The sequence below is a fragment of the Mesorhizobium sp. M1423 genome (assembly GCF_040317575.1).
GTDB lineage: Bacteria > Pseudomonadota > Alphaproteobacteria > Rhizobiales > Rhizobiaceae > Mesorhizobium.
Genome location: NZ_JAMYKU010000007.1, coordinates 206734 through 224485, shown reverse-complemented (window position 1 = coordinate 224485; position 17752 = coordinate 206734). Strand labels below are relative to the sequence as shown.

The 17752-nt window shown below is 61.4% G+C and carries 15 protein-coding genes and 1 pseudogene; all 16 read left to right on the top strand.

Translation table 11 applies throughout. From position 1 onward, the window contains the following. Positions 1–109: 109 nt before the first annotated feature. Complete coding sequence (locus NKG95_RS11870) at positions 110–934, top strand: N-formylglutamate amidohydrolase (RefSeq protein WP_353040691.1); 825 nt, start codon at positions 110–112, stop codon at positions 932–934. Positions 935–956: 22 nt separating this feature from the next. Next, positions 957–2513, top strand: a complete 1557-nt coding sequence (locus NKG95_RS11865) for an amino acid permease (RefSeq protein ID WP_353040690.1) — start codon at positions 957–959, stop codon at positions 2511–2513. A 119-nt stretch (positions 2514–2632) separates the two neighbouring features. Continuing rightward, positions 2633–4003, top strand: coding sequence for a glutamine synthetase family protein (locus NKG95_RS11860; protein WP_352845543.1), 1371 nt, complete (start codon positions 2633–2635; stop codon positions 4001–4003). A 136-nt stretch (positions 4004–4139) separates the two neighbouring features. Beyond that, the gene (locus NKG95_RS11855; protein ID WP_353040689.1) at positions 4140–5528 is read left to right on the top strand and encodes an aldehyde dehydrogenase family protein; all 1389 of its coding nucleotides are present in this window, start codon (positions 4140–4142) and stop codon (positions 5526–5528) included. Positions 5529–5709: 181 nt separating this feature from the next. Then, positions 5710–6060 (top strand): DUF2569 family protein, encoded by a 351-nt coding sequence (locus NKG95_RS11850; protein WP_353040688.1) that lies wholly within the window; start codon positions 5710–5712, stop codon positions 6058–6060. Between the two features lie 37 nt (positions 6061–6097). Further along, entirely contained in the window at positions 6098–7270 is a 1173-nt protein-coding gene (locus tag NKG95_RS11845) for an iron-containing alcohol dehydrogenase (RefSeq protein ID WP_023719041.1), read from the top strand. A 241-nt stretch (positions 7271–7511) separates the two neighbouring features. Beyond that, positions 7512–8618 (top strand): ABC transporter substrate-binding protein, encoded by a 1107-nt coding sequence (locus NKG95_RS11840; protein ID WP_353040687.1) that lies wholly within the window; start codon positions 7512–7514, stop codon positions 8616–8618. 72 nt (positions 8619–8690) lie between these two features. Then, positions 8691–9584: an ABC transporter permease gene (locus NKG95_RS11835; RefSeq protein ID WP_031194018.1), complete on the top strand. Its 894-nt coding sequence runs from the start codon at positions 8691–8693 to the stop codon at positions 9582–9584. Beyond that, a complete protein-coding gene (locus NKG95_RS11830; RefSeq protein WP_353040686.1) occupies positions 9581–10375 on the top strand; it encodes an ABC transporter permease in 795 nt (264 codons plus the stop codon). The genes NKG95_RS11835 and NKG95_RS11830 overlap by 4 nt, the downstream gene beginning before the upstream one ends. Before the next feature lie 15 nt (positions 10376–10390). Beyond that, positions 10391–11455 carry an ABC transporter ATP-binding protein gene (locus tag NKG95_RS11825; protein WP_023719045.1) on the top strand — a complete coding sequence of 355 codons (1065 nt, stop codon included), beginning with the start codon at positions 10391–10393 and terminating at the stop codon, positions 11453–11455. Positions 11456–11797: 342 nt separating this feature from the next. Continuing rightward, positions 11798–12184, top strand: coding sequence for a class I SAM-dependent methyltransferase (locus NKG95_RS11820; protein ID WP_353040685.1), 387 nt, complete (start codon positions 11798–11800; stop codon positions 12182–12184). After that, positions 12120–12956, top strand: a complete 837-nt coding sequence (locus NKG95_RS11815) for a class I SAM-dependent methyltransferase (protein WP_198030481.1) — start codon at positions 12120–12122, stop codon at positions 12954–12956. Before NKG95_RS11820 ends, NKG95_RS11815 begins: the two co-directional genes overlap by 65 nt. A gap of 62 nt (positions 12957–13018) precedes the next feature. Further along, positions 13019–13933: pseudogene (locus NKG95_RS11810) on the top strand (NAD-dependent epimerase/dehydratase family protein); the annotation flags it as partial. Between the two features lie 17 nt (positions 13934–13950). Further along, positions 13951–15123 carry a glycosyltransferase family 4 protein gene (locus NKG95_RS11805; protein ID WP_352856958.1) on the top strand — a complete coding sequence of 391 codons (1173 nt, stop codon included), beginning with the start codon at positions 13951–13953 and terminating at the stop codon, positions 15121–15123. Between the two features lie 68 nt (positions 15124–15191). Then, the gene (locus NKG95_RS11800) at positions 15192–16742 is read left to right on the top strand and encodes a cation:proton antiporter (RefSeq protein ID WP_353040684.1); all 1551 of its coding nucleotides are present in this window, start codon (positions 15192–15194) and stop codon (positions 16740–16742) included. 89 nt (positions 16743–16831) lie between these two features. Beyond that, complete coding sequence (locus NKG95_RS11795; RefSeq protein WP_352918346.1) at positions 16832–17746, top strand: endonuclease/exonuclease/phosphatase family protein; 915 nt, start codon at positions 16832–16834, stop codon at positions 17744–17746. Positions 17747–17752 lie beyond the last annotated feature (6 nt).

Here is a 17752-nt window from a genome sequence, read left to right as displayed (position 1 = left end):
TCGAAATCGCGTTTGACAAAGCCGGCCAAACTGTATGAAATCATCCGCAGGGACGCAATGATGCAAAATACGTAACATACGATACAGCGCTCCCCGGGGACGGCAGACAATGGAGACAGCACGGCCCGCCAGCCTTGCATCGCCTGAAACCGTAAGGGTGACGAACCCCGGCGGATCAAGCCCTTTCGTGCTGACTTGCGACCACGCCTCCAACTTCCTGCCGCCGGAATTCGGAACGCTCGGCCTTGCCGCCGAGGAGCTTTCCCGCCACATCGCCTGGGATCCCGGCGCCTTGCCGGTGGCGCGCCGCATGGCCGAGGCACTCGATGCGACGCTGGTCGAGACCTGCATCTCGCGGCTCGTCATCGACTGCAACCGCCCGCTCGATGCACCGGACTTGATAGTGACGGTCAGCGCCAGCGAAAAAACCGTGGTCCCGGCCAACCAAGGGCTTTCGGCCGATCAGCGGGAGGCGCGCATCGCGCTCGCTTGGCGGCCGTTCCACGACCGGATCGCGACGATCATCGACGAGCGCCTGGCGGCCGGGCGGGAGACCAGGCTGGTCTCGATCCATTCCTTCACCCCGGTCTACAAGGGCAGCAGCCGGCCCTGGCATATCGGCGTTATCCACGACGAGGACCGCCGGCTGGCGGCGCCGCTGATCGCGGCGCTGCAGCGGCTCGCCGGCGTCACCGTCGGCGTCAACGAACCCTATTCGCCGGCCGACCGTGTCTATTTCACGCTGGAACGCCATGCCCGCTCGCGCGGGCTGCCCTGCGCGATGATCGAAATCCGCAACGACGAGATCTCCGGCGCAGCCGGGCAGCGGAAATGGGCGGATCTGCTCGCGGGTATTTTTCTCAATCTGGCGCCCGAGGCGGCCAAGGCCTCCAGACCAAGCGCAGTCGGAAAGTCAGTTCAATCGGCCAGCTAAGAAACCAACAGGGGACTAAAAAATGGCAGCACCGGGCTATACTGAAGTTGACAAGGCAGAGGACGTAAAGGTTCTCCACAACATGGGCTATGCCCAGGAACTGGAGCGGCGCCTCAGCCGCTTTTCGAATTTCGCGGTTTCCTTCTCGATCATCTGCATCCTGTCCGGCGGCATCAACTCGCTGGCGCAGGCAACCTCTGGGTCCGGCGGCATCGGAATCGGCATCGGCTGGCTGGTCGGCTGCTTCGTCTCGCTGACCTTTGCCGTCGCCATGTCGCAGATCAGCTCGGCCTATCCGACTGCCGGAGGCCTCTATCACTGGGGCTCGATCCTCGGCAATCGTGGCACCGGCTGGGTGACGGCCTGGCTCAACCTGCTCGGCCTGATCACAGTGCTCGGCGCCATCAATGTCGGCACCTGGACGTTTTTCCTCGGCGCCTTCGGACCGGCGCTCGGGATCGAGGGCACGCTGACCAACCAGATGATCTTCCTGGTCGTCATCACCGGTGCCCAGGCACTGATCAACCATCTAGGCATCAAGCTGACGGCCAAGCTGACCGACTTCTCGGGCTATCTGATCTTCTTCGGCTCGATCCTCATCGCGCTCGTCTGCCTGATCTCGGCCGAAACCTGGGATTTCAGCCGGCTGTTCACCTTCCACAATTATTCCGGCGATGCCGGCGCTGGTGTCTGGCCGTCCGTATCCAATGCCTGGGTATTCGCACTTGGCCTGCTGCTGCCGATCTATACGATCACCGGCTACGACGCGTCGGCGCATACCTCCGAGGAGACCATCAAGGCGGCGAGCTCCGTGCCACGCGCCATGGTGATGTCGGTAATCTGGTCGGCCGTCTTCGGCTATCTGTTCCTCGCAGCCTTCGTGCTGATGATCCCGAATATGGACGATGCGGCCAAGCAGGGCTGGAACGTGTTCTTCTGGGCCTTCGACCAGCGCGTCAGCCCCGGCGTCAAGGAGTTCGTCTACCTCGTCGTCTTCCTGGCACAGCTGCTTTGCGGCCTCGCCACCGTCACCTCCGCCTCGCGTATGATCTTCGCCTTCTCGCGTGACGGCGGCCTGCCGGGTTCCTCGGCACTGGCCAAGGTCAGCCCGACCTACCGCACGCCGGTAGCTGCGATCTGGACGGCATCGATCCTGTCCGTCCTGTTCGTCTGGGGCTCGACGCTGGTTTCAGTCGCCGGCACCTCGGCCTACACCATCGTCGTGTCGTGCACCGTCATCTTCCTGTTCCTCTCCTTCACCGTGCCGATCGTGCTCGGCATGCTGGCCTGGGGAACGCCGAAATGGGACAAGATGGGACCGTGGAACATGGGGCGCGCCATCTTCATGCTGTTCGGCGTGCTTTCGATCCTGTCGATGCTCCTGATCTTCGTCATCGGCATCCAGCCGCCGAACGACTGGGCGCTCTACATCACCGTCGGCTTCTTCATCCTGACGGCAATCGTCTGGTTTGCCTTCGAGCGCAACCGCTTCCAAGGTCCGCCGCTCGGCGACATTATCGCGGCGCGTCAGGCAGTGATCAAGGCTGCGGAACAGGCCGTCGGCGAAACCGGCCACTGAGGCCAGTCCTCCAGCTATGGCCGGCGCCTTGCCGGCCATAGCTTCCCACATCTTCAAAGTGACTTTCCACATCGTCAAAGTGACGAGCCCAAAACGACTAGCGCTGGAGTGCCGTAAGAATGGCCGGAAATTTCTCGTTCGATCAGTTGAAGCAAGCGGTCTCCAGCGGCGAGGTCGACACCGTGCTGGCCTGCATCGTCGACATGCAGGGGCGGCTTGCGGGCAAGCGGTTCCTGGCCCGGTATTTCGTCGATTCCGCGCATGACGAGACGCATGGCTGCAACTATCTGTTGGCCGCCGACATCGATATGGAACCGGTGCCCGGCTACAAGGCGGCGAGCTGGTCGAAGGGTTATGGCGATTTCGTCATGAAGCCGGACCTTGCGACGCTGCGGCGCGTTCCGTGGCTGGAGAAGACGGCGCTGGTGATCTGCGACGTGCTCGACCACCATACCCATGACGACCTGGCGCATTCGCCGCGCGCCATGCTGAAGAAGCAGGTCAAGCGGCTGCAGGAACGCGGCTATATCGGCTATTTCGCGTCCGAGCTCGAATTTTATCTGTTCAGCGAGACCTACGATTCCGCCCGCAGAAAGCACTGGCAAGGCCTCGAGACGGCATCGCCCTATATCGGCGACTACCAGATCGGCATCACCACCAAGGAAGAGGGCGTCATGCGCCGGCTGCGCAACGAGATGGAGGCGGCCGGCATCCCGATCGAGAATTCGAAGGGCGAGTGGGGTCCCGGCCAGGAAGAGATCAATGTTCGCTATGCCGAGGCGCTCGACATGGCCGATCGCCACGTCATCCTGAAGAACGGCGCGAAGGAAATCGCCGAGTCCGAAGGCAAGGCGATCTCGTTCATGGCCAAGTACAATTACGGGCTCGCCGGCAATTCCAGCCACATCCACAATTCGCTATGGAGCGCCGACGGCAAGACGCCGTTGTTCTACGACAAAAATGCCGAGTGGACGCTGTCGACGCTCGGCCAGCAATGGGCGGCGGGCCAGCTCAAATATGCCAAGGAATTCACCTGGTTCCTGGCGCCCTACATCAACTCCTACAAGCGCTTCCAGGCCGGCACGTTTGCGCCGACCAAGATCATGTGGAGCGAGGACAACCGCACCGCCGGTTTCCGTCTTTGCGGCGAGGGCACCAAGGGCATCCGCATGGAATGCCGCATCGGCGGTGCCGATTTGAACCCCTATCTGGCTTTCGCCGCGCTGATCGCGGCCGGGCTTGCCGGCATCGATGAAAAGCTTGAACTGCAGAAGCCCTTCGTCGGCGACGCCTACCAGGCCTCGCAGTTGCCTGAAATTCCAAAGACATTGCGCGACGCTACCGCGACGCTGGTGGAATCGAAGATGCTGAGGCAGGCACTCGGCGACGATGTGCTGGAACATTACGTCCACACGGCACACTGGGAACAGTTCGAATACGACCGCCGGATTACCGACTGGGAACTGCACAGGGGGTTCGAGCGGTATTAAATGACCTGTAACGTCGGCGCCGCCCGCCCCTCACCTTTACCCGCTCCCTGTGAAGAACGGGGCCAACGCCGGTGTTTCGTCCCTTCTAGAGCGGCGTCACCAACGAGAATTATTGTAGAATGTGAGGACCCAAGGCATGACCGAAACGGTCAAGATAAAATCCCCCATCGACGGTTCGATCTATGCCGAACGGCCTCTGGCCACGGACCAGGCGATCGGTGCCGCGGTCGAACGTGCCAAGGCGGCGCAGGAGAAGTGGGCGCAGACGCCGGTCGTCGAGCGCGGCAAGTACATGCTTGCCATGCTGGAAGCGCTGGTCGCCATGAGCGACGAGATCGTGCCGGAGATCGCCTGGCAGATGGGCCGGCCGGTGCGCTATGGCGGTGAGTTCGGCGGCGTCAAGGAACGCGTCAGCTACATGGTCGAGATCGCCGAGGCGGCACTGAAGCCGGTCATGGCCTCCAACCCGAAGCACGGCTTTCGCCGCTATGTGAAGAAGGTGCCGCTCGGCGTGGTCATGGTGATCGCGCCGTGGAACTATCCCTATCTCACTGCCGTCAACACGATCGTGCCCGCGCTGATGGCCGGCAGCGCCGTCATCCTCAAGCACGCGGCACAGACATTGTTGGTCGGCGAACGGTTTCAGCAGGCGTTCGACAGAGCCGGCCTGCCCAAGGGCCTGTTCCAGAACCTCGTTCTGAACCATGCGCAGACCGAAAGGCTGCTCGGCTCCGGCAAGATCGACCATGTCAACTTTACCGGCTCGGTCGCCGGCGGCCGCGCCATCGAAAAGGCGGCGGCGGGCACCTTCATGACGCTCGGCCTCGAGCTTGGCGGCAAGGATCCGGCCTATGTGCTGCCGGATGCCAAGATGGACCATGCCGTTGCCAATCTGGTCGACGGCGCCTTCTTCAATTCCGGCCAGTGCTGCTGCGGCATCGAGCGCGTCTATGTCCACGAGAAGGTCTACGACGAATTCGTCGAAGGCTTCATCGCCGAGACCAGGAACTACGTCGTCGGCAATCCACTCGACCAGGCGACCACCATGGGGCCGATAGCGCAGGCGCGCTTCGCCGACCTGATCCGCGAGCAAAAGGCGGAGGCGCTACGCAAGGGCGCCAAGGCGCACATCGACATGAAGGTGGCTAACGACAGGCAAGGCTCGCCCTATCTGGCGCCGGAAGTGCTTACCCAGGTCGACCACCAGATGAGCGTCATGCGCGAGGAAAGCTTTGGCCCGATCGTCGGTATCATGAAGGTGCGCCACGATGAGGAGGCGATCGCGCTGATGAACGACAGCCCCTATGGGCTGACGGCCTCGATCTGGACGCGCGACACGGACCATGCGGCGGCGATCGGCGACCGCGTCGAGACCGGCACCGTGTTCATGAACCGCTGCGACTATCTCGATCCGGCGCTGGTCTGGATCGGCGTCAAGGACACCGGCAAGGGCGCGGCACTGTCGGCCATCGGCTACGACAATCTGACCAGGCCGAAATCATACCATCTGCGCGAGGTGATCTAAGGTGGCGATCGGCAAGCCAACGATCGCTGTTGAGAGGGAGTAATGGCGGATACGCAACAATCGGCGCTGCCGGATCGTGAAGGTCCCGAGGGTATCGGCGGCTGGCTTGTCCTGCCGATGCTCGGGTTGATGCTCACCCCGATACTAGGGTTGGTACAATTGCACAACCGACTATCTCGGCATGTTACAGAACTGGCAGGCCTTCAGTTTGTCCCAAGGTGTGCTGATTGTTGCCGAATTGGTGATATCCGGCATACTAAACCTTACAGCCCCGGCCCTATTATTGTTCTTCATGTTCAAGCGCTGGCAGATATTCCCCGGCTGGTACATGATTTGGGCATTCGCGATGCCGATATATTCCGTTGTCGATTCATGGGCCGGGTATCTGGCTTTTCCCGACAGCTTTCCAACGCTGGATGATGCGTTCGATAAAGAAACGATGCGCGACATTTACCGTTCGGTCTGGGCCGCAGCCATCTGGATTCCGTACATGATGCGGTCAGACCGTGTGGCCAATACCTTTGTGAATTAACGACATCCGAGAGCATGAAAGCAGTCAGAAGGTCGAAATGACAAAACTCGTTTCTAAATGGAATTACCCTACGACCGTCCGCTTCGGCGCCGGACGCATCAAGGAGCTGCCGGAGGTGCTGGCGGCGACCGGCATCAAGCGGCCGCTGTTCGTCACCGACCCGGGACTGGCCAAGCTGCCGGTGGTGGCCTCGACGCTGAAGATCCTCGACGACGCCAAGGTGCCGTATGGCGTGTTTTCCGAGGTCAAGCCGAACCCGGTCGATTCCAACCTGACCGCCGGCATCGCCGTGTTCAAGAAGGGCAAGCATGACGGCGTCATCGCCTTTGGCGGCGGCTCGGCGCTCGACCTCGGCAAGCTGATCGCCTTCCAGGCAGGGCAGACGCGACCGGTCTGGGATTTCGAGGATGTCGGCGACTGGTGGACGCGCGCCGATGCCGATGCGATCGCGCCGATCATCGCCGTGCCGACCACGGCCGGCACCGGTTCGGAGGTCGGCCGCGCCGGCGTCATCACCAATGAAGCGACCCACACCAAGAAGGTCATCTTCCATCCGAAGCTTTTGCCGGCGATCGTCATCGCCGATCCGGAGCTGTCGGTCGGCATGCCGGGCTTCATCACCGCCGGCACCGGCATGGATGCGCTCGCCCACTGCCTCGAAGCCTATTGCGCGCCGGGCTATCACCCGATGGCCGACGGCATCGCCGTGGAAGGCATCAGGCTGGTCTTCGAAAACCTGCCGAAAGCCTATGCCAACGGCAAGGATCTGGTTGCCCGCGCCAATATGATGAGTGCCGCCGCCATGGGGGCCGCCGCCTTCCAGAAAGGGCTTGGCGCCATTCATTCGCTGTCGCATCCGATCGGCGCGCTTTACGACACCCACCACGGCATGACCAACGCCGTGTTCATGCCCTATGTGCTGGCCTTCAACCGGGAGGCGATCGAGCCGCGCATCGCCCGGCTCGCCGCCTATTGCGGCATCAAGGGCGGCTTCGACGGCTTTGCCAAGGCGATCGTCAAGCTGCGCAAGGAGCTCAAGGTGCCGCACGCACTGCCCGGCCTGATCAAGGGGCTCGACATGGACAAGAAGCGCAAGGGCCTGATCGCCGACATGGCGGTGGTCGACCCGACCGCCGGCGGCAACCCGGTCAAGCTGACCAAGAAGGCGGCGCTGACACTGCTCGAAAACGCCATCGCCGGCGCCGTCTGAGACAACTTCCGCATTGAAAATCCACTTGGGAAAAGAGGCGAAGAAAGGGGGAAGGATGAAAGGCACGGCCGAAACTAGTTAGCCGGAAAAATAACGGCGTGGCGATTGCTACAGCCGGTTAAAAAGAGTTTACTTTTTCGCACTGCAGGGCATCGCTTTCACAAAGCTTTCATCTGGCTGTCACACGAAAACGATACCGCATCGCAGGCGTCCAACGGCGTCAGTTCAACGGAGAGAACACATGTTCAAATTCACGGGAAAACTGCTTTCCCTTTCGGCCGTCGCCCTGATGGCGACCTCTGCCATCTCGTCGGCCCAGTCCATGGATGAACTGGTCGCCGCAGCCAAGGCGGAAGGCCAGCTCACCACGATCGCGCTGCCGCACAGCTGGTGCGGCTATGGCGACGTCATCGCCGGCTTCAAGGCGAAGTATCCGGAAATCACCGTCAACGAACTCAATCCCGATGCCGGCTCCGGCGACGAGATCGAGGCGATCAAGGCCAACAAGGACAATAAAGGCCCGCAGGCGCCTGATGTCATCGACGTCGGCCTGTCTTTCGGCCCGTCCGCCAAGGCAGATAACCTGATCCAACCCTACAAGGTGTCGACCTGGGATACGATCCCTGACAGCGCCAAGGATGCCGATGGCTTCTGGACCGGCGACTACTACGGCGTGCTCGCCTTCGGCGTGAACAAAGCCGTCGTGCAGAACGCGCCACAGGACTGGGCTGACCTGCAGAAGCCGGAATATGCCAATTCGGTGGCGCTCGCCGGTGACCCGCGCACGTCGAACAACGCCGTCATGTCGGTCTACGCTTCGGGCCTCGCGGCTGGCGGTACCGGCGGCCAGGACGCCGCCGCCAAGGGTCTGCAATTCTTCAAGCAGCTCAACGATGCCGGCAACTTCGTGCCGGTCGACGCTGAAGCGGCAGCTGTCGCCCAGGGCACGACGCCGATCGTGATGAACTGGGACTACAACCTGCTTGCCATGCGCGACAAGATGGCCGGCAATCCGGAAATCGAAATCGTCGTGCCAAAGGGAGCGGTGGTCGCAGGCGTCTACGTTCAGGCGATCAGTGCCTATGCGCCGCACCCGAATGCCGCCAAGTTGTGGATGGAGTATCTCTATTCGGACGAAGGCCAGCTCGGTTGGCTGAAGGGCTACTGCCACCCGATCCGCTTCAACGATCTCGCCAAGAAGGGCGTGATCCCGAAGGAGATGCTGGACAAGCTGCCGGCCGCCGAGAACTATGAAAAAGCGGTCTTCCCTACTTTGGAGGAACAGAACGCTGCCAAGAAGGAAATCAGCACGAACTGGGATGCCATCGTTGGCGCCGTCGTGAAGTAATTCATAGGGCGCTGGGCGGTTCGCCGCCCGGCGCCCTATGCCAACTTCGGGAACTCCATGGCAGATTCCACAATGTCCCAGACAGCCAGCGTCAGTCCTGGCGCGCCGGAGATCAGCCGCCTTCGGCTGCCACTGCATTGGTTAGGCGTAACTCCGTTCTTCATTTTCGCGCTGCTCTTTCTGATCTTGCCCACGGTAGGGCTGATCGCGGGCGCGTTCAAAAATGCAGCTGGCGACTATACGCTCGATAACATCATAGCGTTGTCGCAACCCAAGCTCGCGGCGGCCTATTGGGTATCCATTCAGATCAGCTTTGTTTCTGCGATCCTTGGCGCCTTGATCGGCCTGGCAATGGCCGTGGCAGTCGTTCGCGGAGGTTTGCCGTCGTGGTTACGCTCGGCGACCTTGACCTTCTCGGGCGTCGCCTCGAATTTCGCCGGCGTGCCGCTGGCATTCTCGTTCATCGCGACGCTAGGTCGGCTCGGAGTGGCGACAATCCTGTTGCGAGACATTTTCGGCATCAACATCTATTCGCTCGGCTTCAGTATCTTTTCGTTTTGGGGCCTAATCCTCACCTACCTTTATTTCCAGATTCCATTGATGATTGTCATCATCACGCCGGCGGTCGATGGGCTGAAGAAGGAATGGGGTGAAGCTGCCGCCACGCTCGGCGCAAGCAATTGGCAATATTGGCGCATGGTGGTCATCCCGGTCTTATGGCCGAGTTTTCTCGGTACGACGGTCCTCCTCTTTGCCAACGCGTTCGGGGCGGTCGCAACAGCCTATGCACTGACGGGGCCGTCACTCAACATCGTGCCCATCCAGCTGTTCGCGCAGATTCGCGGCGACGTGCTTTACAATCCGAATCTAGGCTACGCGCTTGCATTCGGCATGATAGTCATCACCGGCTTGGCCAACCTCTTCTATATCTTGTTCCAACGGCGAGCCGAGCGGTGGCTGAAATGAAGCAAGGCAGCCGCTTTTGGGCTTGGCTCGTTTTTGGCGTGGGAACCGCCTATTTTGTCCTGCCGCTTTTGGCGACCTTTGAATTCTCCTTGCGTAAGCGGCGCGGGGAATACTCCTTTGACGCCTACCGCTCAGTCTTCGAAGATCCGAATTTCCAGACGACATTTACCTACTCCGTCATTGTGGCGGTTTTCACCATTCTTTTAGGCGTGCTCCTCGTTGTCCCGACGGCCTACTGGATTCGGCTGCGGCTACCGAATCTGCGGCCGCTCGTAGAGTTCATCACTCTGCTGCCGCTGGTTATTCCCGCTATCGTCATCGTCTTCGGCTACATCAGAATGTTCGGTTCGAATTCAACGCTGCCTTTCCTGGCGACAGCGCGCGGCACCGATGTTCTGCTGGTCATCGGCTATGCAGTGCTGGCGCTGCCTTATATGTACCGGGCGGTCGATACCGGTCTCAGGACCATCGACGTCAGAACGCTCACCGAAGCCGCACAAATCCTCGGCGCCGGCTGGACCACCATCATCGCCCGCATCATCCTGCCGAACGTACTGATCGCCGTCTTATCCGGCGCGTTTCTGAGTTTTGCCATCGTCATCGGCGAGTTCACCATGGCCTCGCTGTTGAATCGCCCAGCCTTCGGCCCCTATCTGCAGAACATCGGCGCCAACAGTGCCTATGAGCCGTCGGCACTGGCGATCATTTCGTTCGCCATCACCTGGGGCTGCATGTCGCTGATCCAGATCCTGTCGCGCTTCGCGCCGAAATCGGCAAACCGCCCGAACTGATCGAAAGAAAAAGTCATGGCCGAGCCATTCCTCTCAATACAGCAGGTGCAAAAATCCTTCGGCGCCACCACCGTGGTGCAGGATTTCAACCTCGACGTCGAGCCGGGCGAATTCGTCTCCTTCCTCGGGCCATCGGGCTGCGGCAAGACGACGGTGCTGCGCATGGTCGCCGGCTTCGAGGAGCCGAGCGCCGGCAAGATCGTGGTGGCCGGCAAGGACATCACCCGGCTCAAGCCCAACCAGCGCAATGTCGGCATGGTGTTCCAGGCTTACGCGCTGTTTCCGAATCTGACCGTGGCGCAGAACATCGGCTTCGGGCTGAAGGTCGCGGGCATGCCCAAGCCCGATGCCGACAGGCGCGTTGCCGAGATGCTCGACCTCATCAAGCTGCCGCAGATGGGCGATCGCTATCCCTATCAGCTCTCCGGTGGCCAGCAGCAGCGTATCGCGCTGGCGCGGGCCATCGCGCCGAAGCCGAAGCTCCTGCTGCTCGACGAGCCGTTGTCGGCGCTCGATGCCAAGGTGCGTGTATCGCTGCGCGAGGAAATCCGCTCGATCCAGAAGAAGCTCGGCATCACCACCATCTTCGTCACCCACGACCAGGAAGAGGCGCTGTCGATTTCCGACCGCATCGCTGTGATGTATGGCGGCAAGGCCGAGCAAGTCGGCACGCCGTTCGAGATCTACAACCGACCGGCAACCAAATTCGTCGCCAATTTCGTCGGCACGCTGAACGTGCTGGAAGGCACGGTCACCGACGCGGCTTCGGGCAAAGTGCGCGTCAACTCGCAAGAGGTCTCGCTCAAGGGCAAGCTCAACGGCTCGAAGTCCGGGGACACGCTGTCGCTGGCGTTGCGGCCCGAGGCGATCTCGCTCGGCCGCCACCCCGGCCGCGACTCCAGCCTTTCGGGCGAAATCGCCGAGGTGCATTTCCTCGGTTCGGTGATCCGGGTGCGCGTCGGCATCGGCGGCAGCACGGTCTCGCTAGACACATTCAACAGCCCGGCAACGCCGCCGCCTGCAGTCGGCGAAAAGGCCGAGATTTCGTTCTCGTCCGGCGACATGCTTGTGCTGCATTGAGGCAGTTCTGGAAAAACTGTTCCACATTTTCCTGGGATCGCCTTCAGGCGATCCGCCAATAGACAGGCGGATTTGCCTCGGCGCGAGCAAAAGAACCGGATCTGCTCAGACCCAAGCTTGGTAGCGTGACAATTGTCGATTGGACGAATATACGGAGGTCGCGACGGTGTGATTTCCTGTGCTCCACATTTAGTCAGGGAATGTTGCAATCGCGGTCAATCTCATGCGTCAAAAGAGACAAGCAGACCGCCAAGGGAAACCCGCTGGGGAGTGAAGATTGATCCTTGAATTGGAATTGTCTGCAGCCGGTTTTGTGACCTGCAGTTTGGGACATTTTGGCTGATGGGCTCCAGCAATTTCCTGGACTCTGAAGACGCTGTGCGCAGGTTGCCTGGTCATCCGGAACAGGCCGACTTGGCGCGCGCAGCGTATTTCCATCAACTGAAATCGATGCCGGCGCCCCGCTATCATGGAAGTGCCGAGTTGCGCCGCAATTTGCCGAAGCAGCTTGGGCGAGCCTTTGATCTCGGGGTGGGCAATGGAATCCTGTCTCTTGCGTCGGCGGCCGATGGATGGCAGGTCACGGCGGTTGAGCCGGACCCTAGCGCGTTGACCGGAACTGATGCGATTCGGGCGCCCGCCAGAAACACCGGTACGCGCATTGATGTCGTCGAAGCCGGTCACCTGGTATCGTTCATTTGTGAAAAGGAAGATCGTGATGTCGGCTAAAGGGGTCGAAGAAGCGCGGCCGATAACAGTCACTGATACCGCGGCTGACATCTACTCGGACAGTCAGTACCTTGCCAACAATCCTGACTGGCATCTGGCCGATACAGCCTGGAAGGCGCGCGAGATCGCAAACATCCTGGAGCGCAACAATGTTGTCTGGCGCGACGCCGTCGAGGTCGGCTGCGGCAGCGGCGGCATCGTCGGCAAATTGGCCGCGCAATATCCGGGCAGACCTATTCATGGATACGATATTTCCGAAGACGCAGCAAAACTCTGGCCGCTGCAAAAGGCGTCTGGCGCGATCTTCCACCACGAGGATTTTCTGGCGACCAAGTCAGTGCATGACCTTGTCATGCTGATCGACGTCTTCGAACATGTCGAAGACTATATGGGCTTTTTGCGGGCACTGCGCCCGCACGGCCGCTATCACGTTTTTCATATTCCTTTGGACCTTCACGTCCAGGGACTGGTTCGGCGAGCTTACATGCACGCACGTCAGAAGGTGGGGCATCTCCATTATTTCACGCGCGAGACCGCGCTTGCGACGCTTGAGGACACGGGTTACACGGTGGTCGATTGGCACTTTACCGACGTGGCGGGCGAAGCCAACGTTTCCACGAGGCCTCTGCGCACCAAATTGCTCAATCCAGTGCGCAAACTGATAGGCAGCGTTGCCCCGGCTACCAGCGCGCTGCTGCTGGGCGGCTTTTCCCTCATGGTGCTCTGCCGGCCGCGCGATGATCCGTCCGCCCCGGCTGCCATGCCCTTGTGAACTTCAGATAGCCGGAGAGAAATCCTGATGACGAATCCCCAACGCGTCCTCTTACGGGCGGAGCTGGTTTCATAGGCTGGCGGTGCGCGCGAAATCTCGCCAAGGACGGCGCTCGGGTGTTGATCGCCGATAATCTTTCGGTCGGCATGCCGATGCCTGACATGGACGGATGCGAGACGCGGGAGATCGACATCCGCGACAAGAGTGGGATGGTAGAGTTGGCTGAGGGTTTCAAGCCCGACACCATTATCCACCTGGCGGCTATTCACCACATTCCGACATGCGAGCGACAGCGCGCCTATGCGTTGGACGTGAACGTGGTCGGCACCGAAATCGTCCTCGATGCTGCTGAAAAGGCTGGTGTCGGAACGGTCGTGCTGGCGTCCAGCGGCGCGGTGTACGACTGGGTCGATGCCCCGCTCGACGAGGATGCGACCAGGACCTGGCCTTGCGACAACTATGCTCTGTCCAAGCTGACCAATGAAAGCCAGCTTCGTTTCTGGGCCGACAGGACCGGCGGGAGGGGGCGTGTGGCGCGCATCTTCAACACTATCGGCCATGACGACCCCAATGCGCATCTCATCCCCGATATTCTCAACCAGCTCTACAATGCCAAGGGCCAGGCCAGGATCGCATTGGGCAATCTGAAACCGCGGCGCGACTACATCCATGCGGAGGATACCGCTGCCGGGGTGGCGGCTTTGGCCGGCGACACTGGTGAGGCGAGTTTCGATGTCATGAATATCGGTTCCGGCAGGGACGCATCGGTGGAGGAGCTTGTTCGCCTGATCGGAGCGGCGATGAAGGTCGATATCGAGATCGTCGAGGACAAGGCGCGCTTACGCAGGGTCGACCGCGCAACGCAACTGGCCAAGGTGGACAAGATCGGAAATCGAGTTGGCTGGTCCGCCAAGATCGAACTTCCAGCCGCCGTGGCCGATATCGTGCGCGGGTTTCCTTTCAAAAAGGCAGGCTGAGGCATCGAGGGGCGAAGATGATTACCGCGGGCTTCACGCTCATCGGCCGAGGCAACTGGTCAGGTGGGGAGACCTACCTGCGCAACATGCTCGGCGTTATTTCCAGCGAATTGGCCGGGAAGTTGCAGGCCAAGCTGTTCTTAACTCCGGCGCAGGCAGAAAAGATCGGCACATCGATGGATGCTTTCCTGGCCGCGCCGCCGATCGTCGATGCGAAGGTTGCTGATTTTGGCCGCGGTCGCAACGCCATCCGGGCGCTGGCCAGCGGCAGCGACGCCGATGCGGCACGGATACTAAGCCGCGAAGGCGTCGACGTGGTGTTCGAGCCGGCGCAGTTCTACGGCAACCGTTTTCCGATTTCTGTCGTATCGTGGATTCCTGACTTCCAGCACCGACACTTGCCACACCTGTTCTCGCGCTCCATGTGGTGGCGTCGCGATTTGGGATACCGTCTGCAGACGTCCGGCAAACGCATCATCCTGTTGTCGAGCGATGACGCCAGGCGGGACTGCGAGACGTATTATCCCGCAGCACGCGGCAAGACGGCGGTCGTTCGGTTTGCAATCGATCTTGATCCGGCCCCGCATATAGCAAGGCAGGCGGAGGTGATCGCACGGTATGAACTGCCGCAGCGTTATTTCTACCTACCGAACCAGTTCTGGTCGCACAAGAACCATGGGCTTGTGATCAAAGCATTGGCGCACATATCGGCAAATGGCGGGCTTGATAAGGTTGCCCCCGTGATCTTGACCGGGCGAACCGAAGACCCGCGCAATCCCCGACATTTCGACCAGTTGCTGGCTAGCGCCAGGGAGGCCGGCGTGTCGGGTCATTTCCGTCATCTGGGCCTTGTGCCTTACGAGGATGTGTTCGGCCTCAACGCTGCTTCCGATGCTCTCATCAATCCTTCGCTGTTCGAGGGCTGGTCAACCACGGTCGAGGAAGCCAAGGCGCTCGGCACACGGATGCTCCTCTCGGATATCAGCCTTCATCGGGAGCAGGCGCCAAACGCGACGTTCTTTCCGGTCGACGATGCCGTGGCGTTAGCGTCCGCCATGGTCACCATGTCTCAGGGACCGGCGCGAACGCATGAAAAGGCCGAAAAGCTGCGTGCCGATCATGCTGCGCGTCGCCAGATGTATGCGGACGCGCTTCTTGGAGCATTCCAGCGCGCCGCCGCAGTTCGCTGACCGCCCTCAGTCATGATCGAACCGTCCAGGCCCCTGCCGTCGGTCGCTTTTCACGGTTATAACTGGGCATGGCGCTTTTTGAACTGACCCTTGTTCTTCTCCTGGCCGCGGTCGCCCTGACGGCGTTGTCACGGCGTCTGCAGATTCCCTATCCTTCGTTGCTGGCGCTGGCCGGCGCCGGCATAGCCTTCCTGCCGTTTGCACCGACCATCGAGATCGACCCGGAGCTGGCGCTCGCTCTGTTCATCGCGCCGGTGCTGCTCGACGCGGCCTATGACACGTCGCTGCGCGATCTCAACCGCTACAAGGTTTCGCTCATCCTGCTGGCGCTCGGCGCCGTCATCTTTACCACCGTGACCGTGGCATTTGTCGGTTGGACGATGGCAGGCCTGCCCATTGCCGCGGCCATAGCACTTGGGGCGATCGTGGCGCCGCCCGATGCCGTCGCAGCCGCGGCCGTGCTCGGACAGTTCAAGGTGCCGCACCGCATCACCGCCATCCTGGAAGGCGAGAGCCTGCTCAACGACGCCACGGCGCTGTTGATCTACAGGATGTCGGTTTCCGCAGCCGCCGGCTCCATCCTGTTGAGCAGTGCCGTACCAATGATCCTGCTGTCGACGGTCGGCAGCCTTGCCGCAGGCTATGTGCTCGGCCGGTTGTCTCTCGCGATACTCGGCCGCATCGACGACCCGGCGAGCGGCACCGTGGTGCAATTCGCCTCAACGTTCGGCGTCTGGATCCTGGCCGACAGGATAGGGCTTTCCGCCATCATCACGATCGTCGTCTATGCCATGACGATCGCACGTACGTCGCCGCGCCGCATGCCGGCAAGGAATCGTGTCAGTTCCTACTCGGTCTGGGAGACGGCGGTGTTCGTGCTCAATGTCTTGGCCTTCGTTCTGATGGGACTTCAGGCACGGTTGATCGTCGGCCGCCTTGCTGAGCAGGGGCAGGTCGAAGCATTCATCTTCGCCGCAGCCGTGCTGGCTGTCGTCATCGTCTCGCGGCTGGTCTGGGTGCTGGGCTGTGGCGCGATCCTCAGAAGGCTGGCACGTCTGGGCGATGAGGACAGGCGGAGAGACGCTCCGACATTTCGCGGCGGCGTGCTCATCGGCTGGTGCGGCATGCGCGGCCTGGTGACGCTTGCGGCAGCCTTCGCCTTGCCGGCCGATTTTCCCGGCCGCGACCCGATCGTGCTCGCCGCTTTCACTGTCGTGCTCGGCACGCTGGTGCTGCAAGGCGTCAGCCTGAAGCCGTTGCTGCTTCTGCTCAATTTCGACCCCGACCAGACCGTCGACCGGGAGGTCGCGCAGGCGCGCGTCGCCATCATGCAGGCGGCGCTGGACGTGCTCAGCGGCAAGACATCGAGTGCGGCAGGGGCGGTGCGCGAGCAATATGCGGCGCAGCGCGCCATCGCCGAAAACCCGGAGGATGCCGAGGCCGCGACCGAGTATGACAGATTGCGTCTTTATGCCATCAAGAGCCAGCGCGATGCGCTGGAGCGTTTGCGCATCGACGGAACGATCGGCGACGAAGCCTACCACCGCCTCGAGGAAGAAATCGACTGGTCGGAACTGGCAGCATCCCCGCCCGGTCGGTTCCAGCCGCTGACCACTTAGCATCTGGCCCAAGCTCCCTCCGCCCGGCTGCACATTGCAAGGCTGTCAGCGAACGGCTACTGCCAGCAGGAAACTGAGCCGGATAAGCAATGAAGCTGGTCAGCTACAACATCCAGTACGGCTTCGGCAGCGATGGCCGCTACGATCTGGCGCGCTGCGCCAAGGTCGTTGCCGGCGCCGACATCATCGCCTTGCAGGAAGTGGAGCGGCACTGGTTGCGCAGCAACGAGGACGACCAGCCGGAACTTCTTTCGCAATTGCTGCCCGACTATCATTGGGCCTATGGCCCGGCCTTCGACATGGATGCCAGCCAACGGCGTGAAGGCCGCGTCGTCAACCGCCGGCGGCAATTCGGCACCATGCTTTTGTCGAAGCTGCCGATCGTCTGGTCGCGGCTGCACACGCTGCCGCTCAGGCGCACGCTGCGGCCGCTCAACACCCGGAATGCCGCACTTGAGTGCATGATCCGCACCCCCACCGGCCCGGTGCGGTTCTTCTCGCTGCATCTGGCGCATATCGCGGCCGAGGAGCGGCTGGAGCAGATCGAATACCTGCTCGCCGAGCATGACCGGGCGCCGTCCGAGGGCGGACCATGGAGCGGCGCCGACGATGAGCCGGCGCGCAACTGGAGCAATGGCGAACAGGAGCCGGAAAACCCGCTGGCGGCGATCTGGATGGGCGACTTCAACATGGAGCCGGGCAGCGCCGAGTACCGCCGCATCGCCGGCAGCGCGCCCTATCATCGCGGTGCCGCCTATCTCGACGGTTTTGTCGATGCTGCCGCCGTCGCCATGGAACCGACGGCGGATTTCCACACCCATGTGAAGACCATCGACGGCAGAGTGGCAAAGCGCCGGCTCGACCATTGCTTCGTCGGCGGCATGTTTGCCGGGCGCGTGCGTTCGGTCAGTGCCGATATCGGCCAAATCGCCTCCGACCATTTTCCGCTCTGGGTCGATATCGACATGGAAACGCCGGTAGCCACCGGGATCGGCGGCGGATGAGCCGCC

Excerpts from the sequence above, each read along its gene's own strand:
- NKG95_RS11870 (WP_353040691.1), top strand. The coding sequence starts at position 110 with ATGGAGACAGCACGGCCCGCCAGCCTTGCATCGCCTGAAACCGTAAGG.
- NKG95_RS11865 (WP_353040690.1), top strand. The coding sequence starts at position 957 with ATGGCAGCACCGGGCTATACTGAAGTTGACAAGGCAGAGGACGTAAAG.
- NKG95_RS11860 (WP_352845543.1), top strand. The coding sequence starts at position 2,633 with ATGGCCGGAAATTTCTCGTTCGATCAGTTGAAGCAAGCGGTCTCCAGC.
- NKG95_RS11855 (WP_353040689.1), top strand. The coding sequence starts at position 4,140 with ATGACCGAAACGGTCAAGATAAAATCCCCCATCGACGGTTCGATCTAT.
- NKG95_RS11850 (WP_353040688.1), top strand. The coding sequence starts at position 5,710 with ATGTTACAGAACTGGCAGGCCTTCAGTTTGTCCCAAGGTGTGCTGATT.
- NKG95_RS11845 (WP_023719041.1), top strand. The coding sequence starts at position 6,098 with ATGACAAAACTCGTTTCTAAATGGAATTACCCTACGACCGTCCGCTTC.
- NKG95_RS11840 (WP_353040687.1), top strand. The coding sequence starts at position 7,512 with ATGTTCAAATTCACGGGAAAACTGCTTTCCCTTTCGGCCGTCGCCCTG.
- NKG95_RS11835 (WP_031194018.1), top strand. The coding sequence starts at position 8,691 with ATGTCCCAGACAGCCAGCGTCAGTCCTGGCGCGCCGGAGATCAGCCGC.
- NKG95_RS11830 (WP_353040686.1), top strand. The coding sequence starts at position 9,581 with ATGAAGCAAGGCAGCCGCTTTTGGGCTTGGCTCGTTTTTGGCGTGGGA.
- NKG95_RS11825 (WP_023719045.1), top strand. The coding sequence starts at position 10,391 with ATGGCCGAGCCATTCCTCTCAATACAGCAGGTGCAAAAATCCTTCGGC.
- NKG95_RS11820 (WP_353040685.1), top strand. The coding sequence starts at position 11,798 with ATGGGCTCCAGCAATTTCCTGGACTCTGAAGACGCTGTGCGCAGGTTG.
- NKG95_RS11815 (WP_198030481.1), top strand. The coding sequence starts at position 12,120 with ATGTCGTCGAAGCCGGTCACCTGGTATCGTTCATTTGTGAAAAGGAAG.
- NKG95_RS11805 (WP_352856958.1), top strand. The coding sequence starts at position 13,951 with ATGATTACCGCGGGCTTCACGCTCATCGGCCGAGGCAACTGGTCAGGT.
- NKG95_RS11800 (WP_353040684.1), top strand. The coding sequence starts at position 15,192 with ATGGCGCTTTTTGAACTGACCCTTGTTCTTCTCCTGGCCGCGGTCGCC.
- NKG95_RS11795 (WP_352918346.1), top strand. The coding sequence starts at position 16,832 with ATGAAGCTGGTCAGCTACAACATCCAGTACGGCTTCGGCAGCGATGGC.